Origin of the sequence: Stappia sp. TSB10P1A (genome assembly GCF_900185725.1) — a bacterium.
Lineage (GTDB): Bacteria > Pseudomonadota > Alphaproteobacteria > Rhizobiales > Stappiaceae > Stappia.
The window spans coordinates 1-16394 of sequence record NZ_FYAU01000024.1 but is presented as its reverse complement, the minus strand read 5'-3'; the positions used below and the strand labels follow the sequence as shown (position 1 = coordinate 16394).

Annotated in this window: 14 protein-coding genes and 1 tRNA gene; 11 read left to right on the top strand and 4 right to left on the bottom strand. The window is 69.2% G+C overall.

The window, feature by feature from the left end; all coding sequences use genetic code 11:
* Positions 1–36 precede the first annotated feature (36 nt).
* The 5 genes from TSB10P1A_RS08655 to TSB10P1A_RS08635 are packed head-to-tail and all read left to right on the top strand — an operon-like array spanning position 37 to position 8489.
* The gene (locus tag TSB10P1A_RS08655) at positions 37–1722 is read left to right on the top strand and encodes an AMP-binding protein (protein ID WP_186387525.1); all 1686 of its coding nucleotides are present in this window, start codon (positions 37–39) and stop codon (positions 1720–1722) included.
* A complete protein-coding gene (locus TSB10P1A_RS08650) occupies positions 1719–3908 on the top strand; it encodes a cytochrome P450 (protein WP_186387524.1) in 2190 nt (729 codons plus the stop codon). The genes TSB10P1A_RS08655 and TSB10P1A_RS08650 overlap by 4 nt, the downstream gene beginning before the upstream one ends.
* The gene (locus tag TSB10P1A_RS08645) at positions 3901–4152 is read left to right on the top strand and encodes an acyl carrier protein (RefSeq protein WP_186387523.1); all 252 of its coding nucleotides are present in this window, start codon (positions 3901–3903) and stop codon (positions 4150–4152) included. Before TSB10P1A_RS08650 ends, TSB10P1A_RS08645 begins: the two co-directional genes overlap by 8 nt.
* The gene (locus TSB10P1A_RS08640) at positions 4152–5840 is read left to right on the top strand and encodes a carbamoyltransferase C-terminal domain-containing protein (protein WP_186387522.1); all 1689 of its coding nucleotides are present in this window, start codon (positions 4152–4154) and stop codon (positions 5838–5840) included. The genes TSB10P1A_RS08645 and TSB10P1A_RS08640 overlap by 1 nt, the downstream gene beginning before the upstream one ends.
* A gap of 30 nt (positions 5841–5870) precedes the next feature.
* Positions 5871–8489: a tetratricopeptide repeat protein gene (locus tag TSB10P1A_RS08635; RefSeq protein ID WP_186387521.1), complete on the top strand. Its 2619-nt coding sequence runs from the start codon at positions 5871–5873 to the stop codon at positions 8487–8489.
* Here TSB10P1A_RS08635 and TSB10P1A_RS23985 read toward each other — a convergent pair.
* Both TSB10P1A_RS23985 and TSB10P1A_RS08625 read right to left on the bottom strand, forming a co-directional pair.
* Complete coding sequence (locus TSB10P1A_RS23985; RefSeq protein ID WP_371515082.1) at positions 8435–8650, bottom strand: diguanylate cyclase domain-containing protein; 216 nt, start codon at positions 8648–8650, stop codon at positions 8435–8437. The genes TSB10P1A_RS08635 and TSB10P1A_RS23985 overlap by 55 nt on opposite strands.
* Positions 8651–8847: 197 nt before the next feature.
* Positions 8848–8923: transfer RNA gene (locus TSB10P1A_RS08625), tRNA-Ala, on the bottom strand.
* A gap of 507 nt (positions 8924–9430) precedes the next feature.
* On the opposite strand from TSB10P1A_RS08625, the gene TSB10P1A_RS08620 reads away from it, so the two are divergent.
* The 3 genes from TSB10P1A_RS08620 to folD are packed head-to-tail and all read left to right on the top strand — an operon-like array spanning position 9431 to position 11039.
* Positions 9431–9721 carry a YggT family protein gene (locus TSB10P1A_RS08620; protein WP_186387519.1) on the top strand — a complete coding sequence of 97 codons (291 nt, stop codon included), beginning with the start codon at positions 9431–9433 and terminating at the stop codon, positions 9719–9721.
* Positions 9722–9741: 20 nt separating this feature from the next.
* Positions 9742–10092, top strand: a complete 351-nt coding sequence (locus tag TSB10P1A_RS08615) for a DUF167 family protein (RefSeq protein ID WP_186387518.1) — start codon at positions 9742–9744, stop codon at positions 10090–10092.
* Positions 10093–10142: 50 nt separating this feature from the next.
* Positions 10143–11039 (top strand): bifunctional methylenetetrahydrofolate dehydrogenase/methenyltetrahydrofolate cyclohydrolase FolD, encoded by an 897-nt coding sequence (gene folD / locus TSB10P1A_RS08610; protein WP_186387517.1) that lies wholly within the window; start codon positions 10143–10145, stop codon positions 11037–11039.
* 399 nt (positions 11040–11438) lie between these two features.
* Here folD and TSB10P1A_RS08605 read toward each other — a convergent pair whose 3' ends face one another.
* Both TSB10P1A_RS08605 and rpmB read right to left on the bottom strand, forming a co-directional pair.
* On the bottom strand, positions 11439–12119 hold the full coding sequence (locus TSB10P1A_RS08605) for a VUT family protein (RefSeq protein ID WP_186387516.1): 681 nt from the start codon (positions 12117–12119) through the stop codon (positions 11439–11441).
* A 155-nt stretch (positions 12120–12274) separates the two neighbouring features.
* Positions 12275–12577, bottom strand: coding sequence for a 50S ribosomal protein L28 (rpmB, locus tag TSB10P1A_RS08600; protein WP_186387515.1), 303 nt, complete (start codon positions 12575–12577; stop codon positions 12275–12277).
* A gap of 543 nt (positions 12578–13120) precedes the next feature.
* Here rpmB and TSB10P1A_RS08595 point away from each other — a divergent pair.
* The 3 genes from TSB10P1A_RS08595 to TSB10P1A_RS08585 all read left to right on the top strand — a co-directional run.
* Complete coding sequence (locus TSB10P1A_RS08595; protein ID WP_186387514.1) at positions 13121–13978, top strand: DUF3108 domain-containing protein; 858 nt, start codon at positions 13121–13123, stop codon at positions 13976–13978.
* Positions 13979–14179: 201 nt separating this feature from the next.
* Complete coding sequence (locus TSB10P1A_RS08590) at positions 14180–15133, top strand: acetyl-CoA carboxylase carboxyltransferase subunit alpha (protein WP_186387513.1); 954 nt, start codon at positions 14180–14182, stop codon at positions 15131–15133.
* 302 nt (positions 15134–15435) lie between these two features.
* Positions 15436–16394 (top strand): murein L,D-transpeptidase family protein (locus tag TSB10P1A_RS08585; RefSeq protein WP_186387512.1); only part of this gene is annotated, 959 nt, incomplete at its 3' end.

The window sequence follows — 16394 nt, the reverse complement described above, 5'->3', positions numbered from 1 at the left end:
CCCACGACCAGATCAAGCAATCCGATGGACAGGCGCGTGAGCGAAACAGGCCTTCAACGCGAGATCGCGGCGGTGCTCGAGCAGCGCCACGACGCGCCGCTGGTCACCGTGCTGGGACGGCGCGGCCGGCACCGCACGCTGAGCGGGGCGGAGCTGGCGGCGCGCGCGGTGGAGATGCAGGCGCTCTGGGATCGCTGCCTCGGCGAAGGGCCGCATGTGCTGATGGTGGCGCTGCCGGCCGGCGAGGAGTTTCTGGTCGCGCTGGTGGCGACGCTGCTCGGCGGCGGCACCCTGGTGCCGGTCGCCCCGCCGCGCGCTGCCGACCCGCCGGGCCGGCTGGCGCGCATGGCGCGGACCTGCGGCGCGCGGGCGGTGCTGTGCACCACCAACAACCGCGCCATGGTGGAACAGCAACTGGCCGGCGGATCAGCAGAACGGAGCGGGGCGCCGGCCTGTCCGGTGCTGGCCGTCGACGATCCCGTCCCGGTCCGGGAGGTTTTTGCTGCCGGGGAGCCTTGCGTCTTCCCGGTGATCCAGCACACCTCCGGCTCGACGCGCTTTCCCAAGGCGGTGCCGGTGACGGCCGACCAGATCCGCCACAATTGCGGGCTGATCCGCTCGCTCTGGGGGATGAATGCCGACAGCGTCATGGTCAACTGGCTGCCGCACTATCACGACATGGGGCTGATGGGCTGCATCCTCTATCCGCTGCTGTCGGGCGCGCATTCGGTGCAGATGAGCCCGTTCGACATGATCCGCCGCCCGGCCGCCTGGCTGGAGGCGATCTCAGAGTGGCGCGGCACGATCAGCGGCGGCCCGACCTTCGCCTTTCTCGAATGCCTCAACCGGATCTCCGAGGAAGAGGCACACGGGCTCGACCTCAGCTCATGGGAGAGGGCGTTCTGCGGGGCCGAGCCGGTGCCGAGCGGCTTGCCGGCAAGGTTTCACCAGCGCTTTGCGGGGAACGGCCTTGCCCGCGAGGCGGTGTTCGCCTGCTACGGGATGGCGGAATGCACCCTGTTCGCGGCCGGCGAGGCGGGCCCCGTGCGCGGCCGGGACACGGTTCCCGAGCCCTGGGCGGGCTTCGAGGGCTGCCTTCTGTCCGGCGAGACGCGCGGGCATATCCGGATCGCCGATCCGCAGACGGGCCAGGCGCTGCCCGACGGCACGACCGGCGAGATCTGGCTGACAGGACCCTCGGTCTGCGAGCGGTATCTTGGCCGCGATGCCGGGGAGACCGAGGATTTCGCCACGGACCCCGACGGCACAAGGTGGCTGAGGACGGGTGACCTTGGCGGCATTTCCGGCGCCTATCTCCACATCACCGGGCGCGCCAAGGACGTCATCATCGTCAACGGCCGCAATGTCGCCTCGGCGGAAGTCGAATGGCTTGCCGCGCGCGAACACGGCGACCTCAGCCCGTCCGGGGCGGCGGCCTTCGCCGGGGCCGGCTCCAAGCCCGGCCATGCCGAACTGCTGATCGAATTGCGGGCCGGCGCCGCGCCGATGGACGAGCCTGCATCGCTCGCCGCGCGCATCCGCAAGGCGGTGGCGGCGAGCTGCGGCGTCCGGCTGGATCGCATCGCCCTGCTTCCCCGCGGCACGCTGCCGCGCACCAGCAGCGGCAAGATCCGGCGCCAGCAGGTGGCGCACGATCTGGCCTCCCTGCATGGCGCGGCTATCTGCCTCGACACGGCGCAGGTTGCGGAGGCCGTATCATGACACGGCATGTCTGGTCCGATCCCGACAGTTTCGTGAAGACGCCGGCGATGGCCGTCGCCGTGCTGCGCGACCTGGAACTGCCGCGCATCGACCGCTATCTCGACGAGATCGCCGAGCGCGGCGGCGTCGACCTCGATGCGTTGCGCCGGTTGTCGGCCAACACGCTGGTGGCGATGAGCGGCGAGGCCCATCTCAAGGTGCGCCGGGTCATCGCCCCGTTCTTCAGCCAGTCGGGCCTGGCGCCGTGGCGGCCCTTGATGAAAGAGGCGTGCCACAGCGTCTGCGAGGAGCTCAAAACCGCGCGCGACCCGGACCTCGTCCGGGATGCGACGATCCCCCTGTTTCTCAAAGTCATGCCGCGGATCCTCGGCCTCGACATGCCGCCGACGCGGGAGCATTTTCAAGCCGCCGAAACCGCGCAGCGGCTGACGGAACCCTATCTGTCGCTGCCGACGCTCAAGGCCTTGACCCGTGCCGCGAGCCTGCTGGTCTCGACCTGCGCGCAGACCGGGGAGGGCGAGGGTTCCGCGCCCGAAAGCCTGCTGGCCTATCTGCGCCGCCGCAAGGGCGACCTGCCGGACGGGCTGGAGCCGGACTATTTCGTCATCGGCCTGCTGGTCGGCTCCAACTCGGCAACGCAATCGCTGGCTTTCGCGCTCTACGGATTGCTCAGCGGCCCGGCGCAGCTTTGGGCCGATGCGGGAGGGCCCGGCTGGGGAGCGCAGGAGACCCAGAAGCTGCTCGGCCTCTACCAGTCCACCCGCACCCTGGTCCGGGTGGCGACCGAGGCGAGGGACGTCGCCGGTTGCCCGTATCACCAGGGGCAGTCCGCTGTCGTCGACATCGTGGCGGCAAATGCCTGCCTGCGCGCGGACAGCCTGCGCGCGGACAGGGGAACGCGCCAGAGCCATATGAGCTTCGGCAGCGGCGCGCACAGATGCCCCGGGGTGTTCCTCAGCGAAATGCTGATCGAGACGGCGATCCCGATCCTGGCGCGGACCTTTCCCGACATCACCCTCAAGACCGACGAATGCCGCTTCGTGGTGACGCCGATGATGCAGGCCCCCACGGCGCTGCCGTGCTCCATCGGCAAGACCTCGCGGCGGATGAGCGCGCGCCTTTGCGACATCCGCGACATGGGCAGCGCCCACCGGATCCTGCGGGACAACGACGCCTTCGCGCCGCCGCCGATGGAAAGCCATCTGACGCTGCTGTCGCAGGCGAGCGGCGAGGACATGGGCGAGGCGACACGGATCGCGCGAAACGCCCTGTTCTTCATGGACGGTGCGCGGCACGAGGCGCTCAAGCAGGTCCTGATGCGCTTCCTGGGCGCGGCGCAGCTCGCGCCCTGGCGCGGCGTCGTCGATGCGGCCCTGGACGCGGCGCTGCAGGCGCTTTCGGCGACGACGCGGCCGGACCTGGTGTCGGACTATGCCGATCCGCTCCGCAGGAGCATCATGACGCGCATTCTCGGGATCTCCTGCCAAGATCCGCAACGGTTCGATGCCATCGCGCCGCATCTGCAGGACGTGCTGGAGCCCTGGCTTTCGATGCGCAAGCTGCGGCGCGTGCAGGCGGTCTTCACCGAGGCGCTGTCCCTGATGCAGGTGCCTGCCGCATCCGACGGGCCGCCGTCGCTGCTGGAGCATCTGGTTGCCGATGCGCCGGCGGGCTTCGACGAGGCGGATCTCAAGGCGGTGGTGCTGGTGCTGTATGGGGCCAGCTTCAACCTGTCGCACACGCTGTCGAATGCCCTGCTGTCGATCCTGTCGCAGCCCGCCGAGGAGCGCAGTGCGGCGAGCGGGCAGGCGTGGGTCGAGGCGCATATCGACGAGCTGGTCGCGCGTTGCAGCGGCCCGAAATTCATCTACCGCGTCGCCCGCACCGACCTGTCCCTCGGGGATCTGGCGATGAAGGCCGGCGACACGGCGCGGCTGAACGTGCATGTGTTGAACCGGCAGGCTCCCGCCGGCAAGGGACATGTTTCCTTCGGCAAGGGTCTGCACCGCTGTGTCGGCGCAACGCTCTCCATGATGGTCCTCAAGCAGGCGATTCCCGCAATTTTCCGCCGCTTCCCGAACCTTGCGCTCGACGTCCAGGCGCACCGCTATCACCCCATGTCGGAAACCGTCGCCCTCAGCACGCTTCCATGCATCTTCAGCAGAACAGAGCCCAATCATGACTGACACCAGCGAATCGCGCCTGTTTTCCTTCCTTCGCGAACAGGTTGCCCAGCGGACCAAGACCTCGGCCGACCAGATCCGGATGGACATGTCCCTGTCGGATCTCGGCCTGCAATCGATCGATGCCGTTCTGGTGTGCGGCGAGGTCGAGGATCGTTTCGACGTGGAGGTCGATCCCGCCGAGATCTTCCAGTACGACACGCTCGGCGACTTCGCACGGTCGATAGCGGACCGCATGGCAGCCTGATGGCGCTGTTTCACCTCGGGCTTTCCACCTCCGGGCACGACCCGGCGCTGGCGATCGTTACTGCCGGCGGGGAGCTCGTCTTCGCCGAGGCGAGCGAGCGCTTCCTGCAGGACAAGCGGGCCTGGGGCATTGCCCCCGACCATGTGCCGCATCTTGCCTCCGCCTTGAGCCAGATCGGCTTCGACTTCGGCTCCGACACGCTGGCGGTCGCGACCTCGTGGAAGAAGGCCAAGGCGGAGCTGCCGGTCGAGCTGATGGGCGACCTGCTGCCCGTGACCGATGCCCTGTGGCTGCGGGAGCTGCAGGCCGGGATCAACACGCACGCGGGCGCCTCGCTGCTGCGGCTGGGCCTCGCGCAGCAGATGCCGGAGGTCCGCCGCTACGACCATCACCTGTGCCATGCGGTGACGGCCTGCGCCTTCGCCCCCGTCGACACCGCCTCCTGCCTCGTCATCGACGGGGAGGGCGAGGCCGGCGCCGTGTCGATGTTCGACCTGCGCGAGCGGGTGCTCAAGCGCCGCTGGCGCTCGTGGGGGCCCGGCAGCCTTGGAACGCTCTATGCCTGGCTGACGCAGCTCTGCGGCTTCGACTGGCGGCTCGGCGAAGAGTGGAAGGTGATGGGGCTTGCCGCCTATGGGACGGTCCGGCCGGAGATCCGCGATGCGCTGACGTCGCTGCTGGAGGTGGACCGGGGCCGCCTGCGCTTCGTCGAGCGGGAGGCGCTGCTGCCCCTTGCTGCCAGGATCAGGACCTTCGCCCGCGCGGCGGGCGAGCCCTTGATGAGCGCGGCGGACCTTGCGGCGAGCGGGCAGGCCGCCTATGCGATCCTCGCCGACCGGATCCTGTGCGAAAGCGCGGACGGGTCGGACGGAAACCTGATCCTTGGCGGCGGCTGCGCGCTCAACTCCTCCTATAATGGCACGATCGCCGGGCGCATGGGCTATGACCGGCTGTTCGTGCCGCCCGCGCCCGCCGACGACGGCAATGCGGTCGGCGCGGCGCTGCTGAGCTGGATGGAAACGACGAAGACACCCTGCGTGCCTGTGCTTGCGGCGACGCCGTATCTGGGGTCGGTCGCCGCCACGGCCGCGCTGTCGCGGCTGGACGCTCTCGGCGGCATCGCGCGGGTGAGCGATGCTTCGGCGGGCAGCGAGGACCGGGTCGCCGAGCTGCTGGCCGAGGGAAAGATCGTCGGCGTGATGCGCGGGCGGGCGGAGTTCGGTCCGCGTGCGCTCGGCAACCGCTCGATCCTGGCCGATCCGCGTCCGGCCGACATGAAGGACCGGATCAACCGGCTGGTAAAGGGGCGCGAGCCCTATCGCCCCTTCGCGCCGGTGGTCTGCGAGGAGGATGTCGCGGACTGGTTCGAGCGTGCCCAGCCTTCGCCCTATATGTCGATGACGCTGCGCTGGCGCGAGGCGAGGGCCCGGCAGGTGCCGGCGGTCGTCCATGCCGACGGCACCGGGCGGCTGCAGACCGTCTCGCCGGACAATGCGCCGTGGATGCATGGGGTGGTGCGATGCTTCGGCGAGCGGACCGGCGTTCCGATCGTCCTCAACACCAGCTTCAACATCATGGGCAAGCCGATCGTCCATTCGCCCGAGGATGCGCTGGCGGTGTTCATGACCTCGGGACTGTCCGCGGTGGTGATCGAGACCACCTTGATCGAGAAGTCGGCAGCGGCCTGAGCCGCTGCAGCCAAGGCAAGAAGTCGCTCAATGTCAGACACGCCAGACGCCGCAAGGTGCGAGCCCGACGACCCGGCGGCGGTCGCAAGGCAGGGGAATGTGCTGCGGCAGGGCCGGCGCGTCGACGAGAGCATCCGCCTCTTGCGCGAGGGGATGCGGCGGCATCCCGCCAGCCTTTTGATCAAGTACGAACTGGCGGTGTCGCTGCACTGGAACGGCGAGCACGCCGAGAGCCTGGCGCTGACCGAGGAGGTCCTGGCGGCCGAGCCGATGCACAAGCCGGCGCTCTATTTGAGGGTCGAACTCCTGACGCGGATGAAGGACTTCGCCGCGGCCGCCGCCGCCGGGGCCGTGCTTTCGCGGCGGCATCCGGACGAGTGGCAGGCGCAGTTGCGCCATGCGGTGGCGCTGCGCCGTGCCGGCGACCCGTCGGGCGCGCGGGACATCATCGAGCGGGTGCTGGGACAGTGGGAGGCTCTCCAGCCGCAGGCGCGGGCGAGCTTGCAGGTGGAGGCGTCGCGCTGTCTCGCTGATGCCGGCGAGATACGGGCCGCGCTCGCGGCCGTGCGGGCGGCGCTGAAGGAGGCGCCCGACAGCCGCGAGGCCGTGATGCAGGCGATCGGGCTGGAGCGGTTCGCCCTCGACCATACGGCGGCCTTGCGGCTGTGCGAGGCGACGCTGGACCGCTGGCCGGACGACGAGGGCTTCGTGCGGCAAAAGGCGGTGACGCTGACGCAGGCGGGCGACATGAGCGGCGTGGAGGCGGTGCTGTCCGCTTCGCGCCACCGACACGCCGACCTGTGGATCGGGCTGGACCTCGACCTGCGCCGCTTCGACCGCGCGCGGGGCCGCTTCGACGCGCAGATCGCGCAAGGGGAGGCACTCACTCCGGCGCTGCAGCGGCTGGAGATCCGCCTGTTGCGAAACGAGGGCCGGGCTGACGAGGCCCATGCGCGGATGCTCGCCTATTGGCACCAGGACACCGGCTCCCCGGAAGCCGCAGCGCTGGTCCTGAACGGGCTTGTCACCGCCGAGCGTATCGAGGAAGCGGAAGCCTTTGCCGCCGGGCTTTCGGACGCCTTGAGAGACCACACCGCGGTCAGGCGGGCGCTGGCCCATCTGCTGCTGATGCTGGGGGAGATCGAGAGGTTCACGGACCTCCTGATCGAGGATGCAAGGCACGCCCCCTCGATCCTCGACCATGTGACGCGGCTGGTGTCGGCCGCGGGGCGGTGGGGCTTCGGGACGGCGCCCTCGCGCGCTGTGATGGCAAGGCTCGAGCACCTGCTGGCCGGGGCCGAGAGCCGGTTTCCCGAGTTCACGATCGATGCGCTGCGGGCGCAGGTCGCCATGGGCACGAGCGCATGGGCGGAGATGGTGGAGCGCACCAGGCGCGCCTGCGTCCAGTCGCTCGGCGATGTGCTGCTGCTGGCGCTGAAGGCGCGGGCAGAGTTCGAGACGGAACGGTTCGACAGCGCGCTGGCGACGATCGAGACCGTGCTGGCGCATCACCCTGCTCATGCGCCGGCATTGAAGCTGCGTTATGCCCTGTTCCTCGCATTCGGCGATGCCGAAGGCGGGGCGGCGTTTCTCGTCGAGCGGGTCTGCTCCGGCGCGCTGACCCTCGAATCCTGGATGCTATGCGACTTGCGGATGATGGGCCGTCCGGAGGTGCTCCCCGCGTTGATCGCCAGCCAGGCGGACGGGCAGACGCCGAGCGCTTCCAACGCCATCAGGCTTTCGAGGCATTTCCTGGGCCATCACGATGACCTGGGCGAACTGACCATCCCGTCCTATCCCCGTTACCGACCGGTGAGCGGCGAGGACCTGCGCGACCTGTTCGTGGCCGCGGAAGAGGGGCAGGCCGAACCGGGCCTGCCCTCGGTCGCCGGGCTGATTGCATGGCAGCTTCAGGGTGAGGGCGGTGGCGTCGGGCAAGCGTGGCTGGCACGCGCGCAGCACGCGACCTATCTCCAACGGGTCATCGCCTCTCGCAATGTGCGCTCCGAGGCCAAACTCGCATTCGAGCGGAGCGAGGCCTTCGCCGAGCTGGAAGAGCGCATGCGGTCGCGTGTTCCCACGCTGATCGTTGGAACGCATCTTGGGCTCGGGAACCTGATTTTCCTCGAAAACCACTTCCGGAACACCGCGTTCCTGGTGAGCTCGAAGACCCGCCATTCGGACATAAACCGCAGCTACGAGATCATTCAAATGACAGACCGGCTGGCGGCAGCACGCATCGTCAAATGCCTGAAAGGCGGGATGAGCGTCTTCTCCACCCCCGACTTTCCCGCCGAGGCCAACGCCAGGGTCGGCTTCCGGAGCGAGGCGGTCGGCAGCCTGTTCGGCGTGAACTGCACGCTGCTCGACACGGTGCCGAAGGTCGCCCAGGCGCTGGGGGTGCCGATCTACTGGCTGCAGGCCCTGCGGTCGGGCACGGATGTGCGGGTCGACGTGCGGCGCATGGCGGGTGCCTTGCCGAACGAGGACACCGCAACCTGGGCCGCGCGCTGGGCGCAGGACTATCTCGACCTGCTTGCGGGCGTCATGACGTCGGGGGCGGACAATCAGAATTTCTCCTCGGTCATGTATCGCTATCTGATGCTGAAAAGGGGCGATCTGAGCGTCGCCCGACGCGAACCGGAGTGATCGCCCACGGTTAGCGGCGACACGGCCACCTTGCAGCGAATCGCCTGTGCGAGGGCCTCGGAAAGGGTGGTCTCGGGGAGCAGCAGGACGAATTCGTTGCCGCCGAGGCGCGTGACCAGATCGCCCGGCCTTGCCTGCCTGCCGTTTTCTGCACAGGTCATCATGCCCGCGCGGCGACCTTGCAGGTCAGCGCGAAGGGCCCTGGCCGGCGCTTCCGGCGCGTGATTTCAACGGAAGGGAAAATTGGTGGAGGTGGGCGGAGGAACCGCGCACCGGAACAAGGCCGCGACCGCGGCCCGGGCTTTGGCCCGCCCCCGCGGAGCAGGCGAGCGAAGCGAGTTTTGCGTGAGCGAAAAAGTGGTGGAGCCGAGGGGAATCGAACCCCTGACCTCTGCAGTGCGATTGCAGCGCTCTCCCATCTGAGCTACGGCCCCGCTCGTCGAGCGTGAGCGGCATTTAGGGGAGGGCGGGCGGTCCTGTCAAGCGTTTCCCCCACCGGCCGGGACGGCCGCCAACAGGCTACCGGGACGGCTGCCAACAGACTACCGGGACGGCCGCCAACAGACTGCCAGGAGGGCCGCCAACAGACTGCCAGGAGGGCTGGAGGCCTGCCCCGACAGCCCCCCGAGGCGCACGGGAGCGTTTCCGAGAGAGCCTCGGGGACTGTCTCGGGGAGCATCTCGGGGAGCATCTCGGGAAGCGTCTCGGGAAGCGTCTCGGGGAGCGCTCTCGACGCGCCGGCGAGGCGGCTGGCCCGAGGTTGGCGGGAGGTTGGCGCGAGTGGGGGCGGTTGGCGGGAGGCCGGCAAAGCGGAGGACGAAAGCCTGGCGATCTCCCCTGCGCGGCGCCCGGACGCGTGGGCCTGGAGCCTTGCGGCCGGCGCGCGTGGCGGCTACATGAGGGGAAACAGCCCTTTCGCTCCAGCCGGAGACCCGTTCCCGATGCGCGCCATCCTTGATGTCATCTTCCTCATCCTCAATCTCTACACATGGGTGATCATCGCCAGCGCGATCTTCTCCTGGCTCTATGCCTTCAACGTCATCAACTCGCGCAATCAGTTCGTCGCGATGATCGGACAGGTGCTCTACAACCTGACCGAACCCCTGCTGCGGCCGATCCGCCGCTATGTGCCGTCGATGGGCGGGCTCGACCTGTCGCCGATCGTGCTGCTGCTCGGCATCTTCCTGCTGCAGCGGCTGCTGGCCTATTACGTCTATCCCAACGTGTTCTGAGGCCGGCCGGGCCAGCCGCGATGACCGGCGACGCCGGGACGGCCTGGAGCGTGACGAAGGACGGGGTGCGCCTTGCGGTGCGGGCAACGCCGCGCGCCGCGCGCGACGGCATCGACGGGCTGACGCGGCTGTCCGACGGACGCGCCGTGCTCTGCGTGCGGGTGCGCGCCGTCGCCGACAAGGGCGCGGCCAATGCGGCCGTCGCCAGCGTGCTGGCTAGCGAACTCGGCCTTGCCAAGGGCGATGTGCGGCTGACCGCGGGCGCGACGGCCCGGCTCAAGACATTCGTGCTTGCCGCCCGCGATGACGCGGATGCGCAAGCGATTGCCGCTCGCCTTGCCGACATCGCCGGCGGCGGGCGGCTAAAGTAACCCGACTTTGCCCAACTCTGCCCAACTTTGACGGTGTCCCCGGAGGTTCCATGACTGCAAAGCTGATCGACGGCAAGGCGCGGGCGGCGCGCCTGCGGGCCGACGTGCGCGAGGCGGTGTCCGCGCTGAAGGCCGGCCCCGGCGTGAGGCCCGGCCTTGCGGTGGTGCTGGTCGGCGAGGACCCGGCGAGCCAGGTCTATGTCGCCAACAAGGTGCGCCAGACCGAGGAGTGCGGCATGCGCTCGATCGAGCACCGGTTGCCGGCGGAGACGCCGGAGGCGGAGCTGCTCGCCCTGGTGGCGCGGCTCAATGCCGACCCGGAGATCGACGGCATATTGGTGCAGATGCCGCTGCCGGCGCAGATCGATACGGACAAGGTGGTGCTGGCGATCGACCCGGCCAAGGATGTCGACGGGCTGCATCCGACCAATGCCGGGCGGATCGTGCTCGGCCGGCCGGGCCTGGTGCCCTGCACGCCGAAGGGCTGCGTGATGCTGGCGAGCGAGGCGCATGGCGGGGATCTCTCCGGCCTCGATGCGGTGGTGCTCGGCCGCTCGATCCTGGTCGGCAAGCCGGTCGCGCTGCTGCTGCAGAACGCCAATTGCACGGTGACCATGGCGCATTCGCGCAGCCGCGACATCGCCGGGCTGTGCCGGCGCGCCGACATCCTGGTGGCGGCCGTCGGCCGGCCGCAGATGGTGCGCGGCGACTGGGTGAAGCCGGGGGCGACGGTGATCGATGTCGGCATCAACCGGGTGCCGGCGCCCGAACGCGGCGAGGGCAAGACGCGGCTGGTCGGCGACGTCGCCTTCGACGAGGCGGTGAAGGTCGCCGGGGCGATCACGCCGGTGCCGGGCGGCGTCGGGCCGATGACCATCGCCTGCCTGCTCGCCAACACGGTGCAGGCGGCCTGCGCCCGCCGCGGGTTGCCGGCGCCGGCGCTGTAGGAGGCGCGTTGAGGATCTGCGCAAGCGGATGAGCGCTCGGGGGGCAGAAGCCCATCGGATGCGCGCCCCGACGTCCCCACGACCGCTTGTGGCTCGCCGGTTCCGGCTCGCGCTTCGCTTGGCCGGAATGACGCGGGGAGAGGCAGGAGCGAGGGGGCAGCGCACGCACCATCGCGCGCCTGCCGAGGGTGCCAATGGTTCCCGGTTCTGCGCTGCGCTTGACCGGGATGACATCCTGAGAGAGAGGCGCGGCCTTGCCCCACCCTCCGCCGTCACCCCGGCCGCAGGCAAAGCCGGAGAGCCGGGGGCCATTCATTTCCAGAGCGCTTGCCGCTCCTCTCCGGAGACGAAAAAGCGCGCCGGAGGGCGCGCTTTTGTGTCTCGAAGGCTGCGGCCGGATCAGGCGCGGTTGGCGCGCTCGCTGGCGGCGGCCGGGACCAGCACGGCGAGCAGCAGCCGGTAGGGCACGAGCAGGGCGGCGGCGACCAGCAGCTTCACCGTCAGGTCGCCGGCGGCCCAGGACAGCCAGCGCGGCAGCTCCAGGGAAAAGACGCCGAGGAACGGGGCGGCGGCGGTGGCGAACTCGTCGCCATGACCGAGCAGCGGGGTGGCCGCGAGCGAGAAGGCGAGGCCGAAGAACAGCACCGTGTCGAGCACCGAGGCCAGCGCCGAAGAGACGGCCGGGGCCAGCCACCAGGCGAAGCGGCGCAGCCGGTCGAAGACGGCAATGTCGAGCAGATGCGCCAGCAGGAAGGCGGAACCGGAGGCGACCGCGATGCGCGGGGTCGCCAGCCACACCGACAGCAGCACGGCCAGCGCGAAGCCGACCAGCACGACCTTGCGTGCAGCTACCGGGCCGAAGCGGCGGTTGGTGAGGTCGGTGACCAGGAAGGCGGCCGGATAGGTGAAGGCGCCCCAGGTCAGCAGGTCGGCAAGGTCGAGCCCGCCGAGGGTCGCGGCGACCGGATATTGCACGAGAATGTTGGAGGCGACGATGACCGCCGCCATGGCGATGACCGCCTGCACAGCCTGGGCGGCGGTGAAGGAGGCCGGCGTGAAGCGGGAGGGGGCTTGCGTCATGGCGAAAAGGTCCCGGTCTGGTGGCGTTCGGAACCGGCCGCGCCGATGCCGGAACGCGAAAAGAGGCGCGATGGCGCCTCTTGCAAGCTTGGTCGTCGGTGATCGCATCAGGCCCGGCAGGCGAGCCTGCCAGACGTGCGGATCCGGCGTGCGGATCAGGCCGCGGCGGCGGCCGAAGCGGCGAGGCGGCGCTTGATCTCGGTGCGCAGGATGCGGGCCTTCGGCGACAGGTCACTCTCGGCGGCCTTCAGCAGGAAGGCGTCGAGGCCGCCGCGATGCTCGACCGAGCGCAGGGCATGGGCGGAGATGCGCAGCTTGTAGGTCTCGCCGAGCGCGTCGGAGATCAGCGACACGTTGCACAGGTTCGGCAGGAACCGGCGGCGCGTCTTGTTGTTGGCGTGGCTGACGTTGTTACCGGTCATCACGTCCTTGCCGGTGAGTTCGCAACGGCGTGCCATGGGACACCTTTTTCTTTGTTTTCGGGACAGGCCCGAGCGTTTCAAGGGTCTCGGGGCGAGCCCCGATCGTTTCAAGACGGGGCGGATGCCCCTTTCGGAGATTGCCGGGGCGTTCGCGGACCGCACGGCCCGGCGCCCATTGACCGGCAATGGTTGAAAAGTCGGCCTGTGCTATACGGGGCGCGCGCCGCGCCGTCAAGGCATCTTGCACGGGAAAGCGCGAAAGCCGCCGGGCGCGGCGGTCCCATGCTCGCCCCGCCGTGGCAGCGCGGCAACGCGGGCGCGAAACGGCGAGCGATGCCGGCCGTGTCATTTGCACTGCGTTAACCATGCGGTTACCCTGTCTGGCGAGAATGCAGGCAGGAGCGGCGCGCCGTCCCGCATGGCAAGGTCCGGTTGTCCGGGCAGGCCGTCCGGTCCGTGCGGGGCTGATCTTCGTTGTTCCGGCCAGGTCCGGCCTGTGTCTCGACGGGGCAAGGGGCAGGTTCGGCAGGGTCGAGGTGTGTCAGGCCGGCCGTGGCCGCGCGGTGTCATGAGGTTCCGATGTCCAGGCTCTCTGTTTCCCTTGCAAGGTCCCGTCGCCTGCTCCCCGCAGGACTGGCCGCCGCCGCCCTGTTCGCCGCCCCGTTCGCCGCCTCCCCGGCGCTGGCGGAAACCGCGCGGCTCGGCGGCGTCTACGACATCTCCGTTTCCGGCTTCAAGATCGCCCGCGGCTCGCTGTCGCTGGTGCTGCAGGCCAATGCCTATTCGGCCAAGGTCGGCATGGAGCCGGCGGGCATCGGCACGCTGTTCTCCGCCGGCAAGGGCGGGGCCGAGGCCTCCGGCTGGGTGTCCGGCAAGAAGGTGGTGCCGTCCAGCTACAAGATGGCCTCGCGTGCCGCCGACCGCGATTTCTTCGTCGATCTGGCGCAGGGCTCGGGCGCGGTGCGCTCGATGCAGGTGACGCCGAAATTCAAGCCCAATCCGGAGCGGATCGAGGTCACCAAGCAGCACATTCGCGACGTGGTCGACCCGCTCAGCGCCATCCTGATGCCGGTGAAGGCGACCAAGGGCCAGCCCGACGCCTCGGTCTGCGACCGCCGCATCCCGGTGTTCGACGGCTGGACCCGCTTCGACATCCAGCTCGGCTACAAGGAGGTCCGCGAGGTCTCCGGCAAGGGCTATGACGGCAAGGTGGTGGTGTGCTCGGCCCGCTGGATCCCGGTCGCCGGCCATCGTCCCTCCACCCAGTCGGTGCAATACATGGCCGAGAACCGCCAGATGGAAGCCTGGCTGGCGCCGCTCGGCTCGGGCCGGGTCTTCGTGCCCTACCGGATCGAGATGGGCACCAAGAGCGGCACGCTGGTGGTTGAGCCGCGCCAGCTCGACTTCAAGCCCGGCAACGATCAGGCCGCCCGCTGAGACAAAACAGCTCCGAACTGACCTCCGATTTCGCAAGCGCCGGCGCGGACCATTCCCGCCGGCGCTTGCATTTTCGGCGCCGCGAGCCCATGTCGACGCGGCGGGCAACTTGACAGCGGCAGCCTCCCTCGCCAGTGTCGCGCCGCAACTGACCCGGCGCCGGCATGAGGCCGCGCCTCCGACTTTCTGGACCGGTATCCGATGCACAGCTTTCTCGAGTTCGAAAAACCCGTCGCCGACCTGCAGGGCAAGATCCACGAGTTGCGGTCGGTCGCGGGATCGGGCGAGACGGTGGAGGTATCGGGCGAGATCGAGCGGCTCGAGGCGAAGGCCGAGCAGACCCTGCGCGACCTCTATTCGCGGCTGACGCCCTGGCAGAAGACCCTGGTGGCGCGCCATCCGGACCGGCCGCACGCGGCCGACTACATCACCGGGCTGGTCGACGAGTTCACGCCGCTGGCCGGCGACCGCGGCTATGCCGAGGACGCGGCGATCATTGCCGGCATCGGCCGGTTCCGCGGCCGCTCGGTGGCGATCCTCGGCCAGGAGAAGGGCGCCGACACCCAGTCGCGGCTCAAGCACAATTTCGGCATGGCGCGGCCCGAGGGCTACCGCAAGTCGGTGCGCATCATGCAGATGGCCGAGCGCTTCGGCCTGCCGGTGGTCTCCTTCGTCGACACCGCCGGCGCCTATCCGGGCATCGGCGCCGAGGAGCGCGGCCAGGCCGAGGCGATCGCCCGCTCGACCGATGCGTGCCTCGCACTGGGAACCGCCAACATCGCCCTGATCATCGGCGAGGGCGGCTCGGGCGGGGCGATCGCCATCGCCACGGCCAATCACGTCGCCATGCTGGAGCATGCGATCTACAGTGTCATCTCGCCGGAGGCCGGCGCCTCGATCCTGTGGCGCGACAGCGCCAGGGCGCAGGACGCGGCCACCAACATGAAGATCACCGCGCAGGACCTGATCCAGCTCAAGGTGATCGACGAGATCGTCGAGGAGCCGCTCGGCGGCGCGCACCGGGCCAAGGCCATCGTCATCGACCGCGCCGGCTCGGTGCTCGACGCCGCGCTCGCCCGCTTCGACGGCATGAGCGCCGGGGAGATCCGCGCCCATCGCCGCGACAAGTTTCTCGCCATCGGCCGCTCGCTGTAAGGCCGGCGGCACCGCCCGTCGCTCCTCGCCGCGAAAACGCCGGAATCTTGCGTCAGCAAGGCGATACGGGGCGGGGGCCGTGCCTCAGGACCAGCAGCCGGGACCGGTGATCGGGCGCGGGCAGGTCGGTGGGGCTTCCGGCACTAACTCCCAAGTGATTGGCCTTGCGGGTCGGCGTGGCGCATATTTGCCGCAAGACGCGCAGGCTGGCGGTTTTGGGCGTGCGTTTTCGGACGGGTAGATTCGGGCGGGTAGATTCGTACGCGTAGTTTCGGACGGGCAGCTTCGAACGGGCAGAGACGATGGCGCTGGGTATCGCGCGGTTTGGCAGGAACACTCGCAGGGTGCTGATGACGCTGGCGCTGGCCGGCGCGCTCGCCGGCTGTCAGGCCGACGAGATGATGGGCACCGGCCCGAAGCACCTGCGGGACGTCAGGGCCAGCATCAAGACCAAGATGTCGGGGCTGGACATGACCATGTCGAGCCCGATCATGCTGCGCATCTTCAAGGAAGACTCGACGCTGGAAGTGTGGAAGCAGACCCGCTCGGGCCGCTACGCGCTGTTGCAGACGTTCGAGATCTGCAAGTGGTCGGGCGAACTCGGTCCGAAGGTCAAGGAGGGCGACCGGCAGGCGCCGGAGGGCTTCTACGAGATCACTCCGGCGCTGATGAACCCGAATTCCAGCTATCATCTTGCCTTCAATCTCGGATTTCCCAACCAGTTCGACCGCTCCCACAACCGCACCGGCTCGCATCTGATGGTGCATGGCGCCTGCTCCTCGCGCGGCTGCTACGCGATGACCGACGAGCAGGTGCAGGACATCTACGCGCTGGCACGCGAGAGCTTCAAGGGCGGCCAGCGCTCGTTCCAGGTGCAGGCCTTCCCCTTCCGCATGACCGCGGAAAACATGGCCAAGCACCGCAAGTCGGAGCATTACGACTTCTGGCAGATGCTGAAGCGCGGCTACGACCATTTCGAGGTGACCAAGCAGCCGCCGAAGATCGACGTCTGCGAGAAGCGCTATGTCTTCGACGCGGTGCCGCTGGTGGAGGGCGTGCCCTTCCGCGCCACCGCGAAATGCCCGGAATTCAGCGTGCCGCCGACCGTCGAGATGGCGGTGGCGCAGAAGCAGCGCAAGGACGAGCAGAAGATCATCGAGATCACCGAGGCGGAGGAGCGGGCCGAGCGGCGCCGCGCCCAGATCGCGGCGATCTTCGGCGGCGGCAGCAAGACCGAGAGCGCGCCGGACGGCGACACGCC

Bases quoted from the DNA above. Each gene is read 5' to 3' on its own strand.
- TSB10P1A_RS08650 (WP_186387524.1), top strand. From the start codon at position 1,719: ATGACACGGCATGTCTGGTCCGATCCCGACAGTTTCGTGAAGACGCCG.
- TSB10P1A_RS08645 (WP_186387523.1), top strand. From the start codon at position 3,901: ATGACTGACACCAGCGAATCGCGCCTGTTTTCCTTCCTTCGCGAACAG.
- TSB10P1A_RS08640 (WP_186387522.1), top strand. From the start codon at position 4,152: ATGGCGCTGTTTCACCTCGGGCTTTCCACCTCCGGGCACGACCCGGCG.
- TSB10P1A_RS08635 (WP_186387521.1), top strand. From the start codon at position 5,871: ATGTCAGACACGCCAGACGCCGCAAGGTGCGAGCCCGACGACCCGGCG.
- TSB10P1A_RS23985 (WP_371515082.1), bottom strand. From the start codon at position 8,650: ATGACCTGTGCAGAAAACGGCAGGCAGGCAAGGCCGGGCGATCTGGTC.
- TSB10P1A_RS08620 (WP_186387519.1), top strand. From the start codon at position 9,431: ATGCGCGCCATCCTTGATGTCATCTTCCTCATCCTCAATCTCTACACA.
- TSB10P1A_RS08615 (WP_186387518.1), top strand. From the start codon at position 9,742: ATGACCGGCGACGCCGGGACGGCCTGGAGCGTGACGAAGGACGGGGTG.
- folD (WP_186387517.1), top strand. From the start codon at position 10,143: ATGACTGCAAAGCTGATCGACGGCAAGGCGCGGGCGGCGCGCCTGCGG.
- TSB10P1A_RS08605 (WP_186387516.1), bottom strand. From the start codon at position 12,119: ATGACGCAAGCCCCCTCCCGCTTCACGCCGGCCTCCTTCACCGCCGCC.
- rpmB (WP_186387515.1), bottom strand. From the start codon at position 12,577: ATGGCACGCCGTTGCGAACTCACCGGCAAGGACGTGATGACCGGTAAC.
- TSB10P1A_RS08595 (WP_186387514.1), top strand. From the start codon at position 13,121: ATGTCCAGGCTCTCTGTTTCCCTTGCAAGGTCCCGTCGCCTGCTCCCC.
- TSB10P1A_RS08590 (WP_186387513.1), top strand. From the start codon at position 14,180: ATGCACAGCTTTCTCGAGTTCGAAAAACCCGTCGCCGACCTGCAGGGC.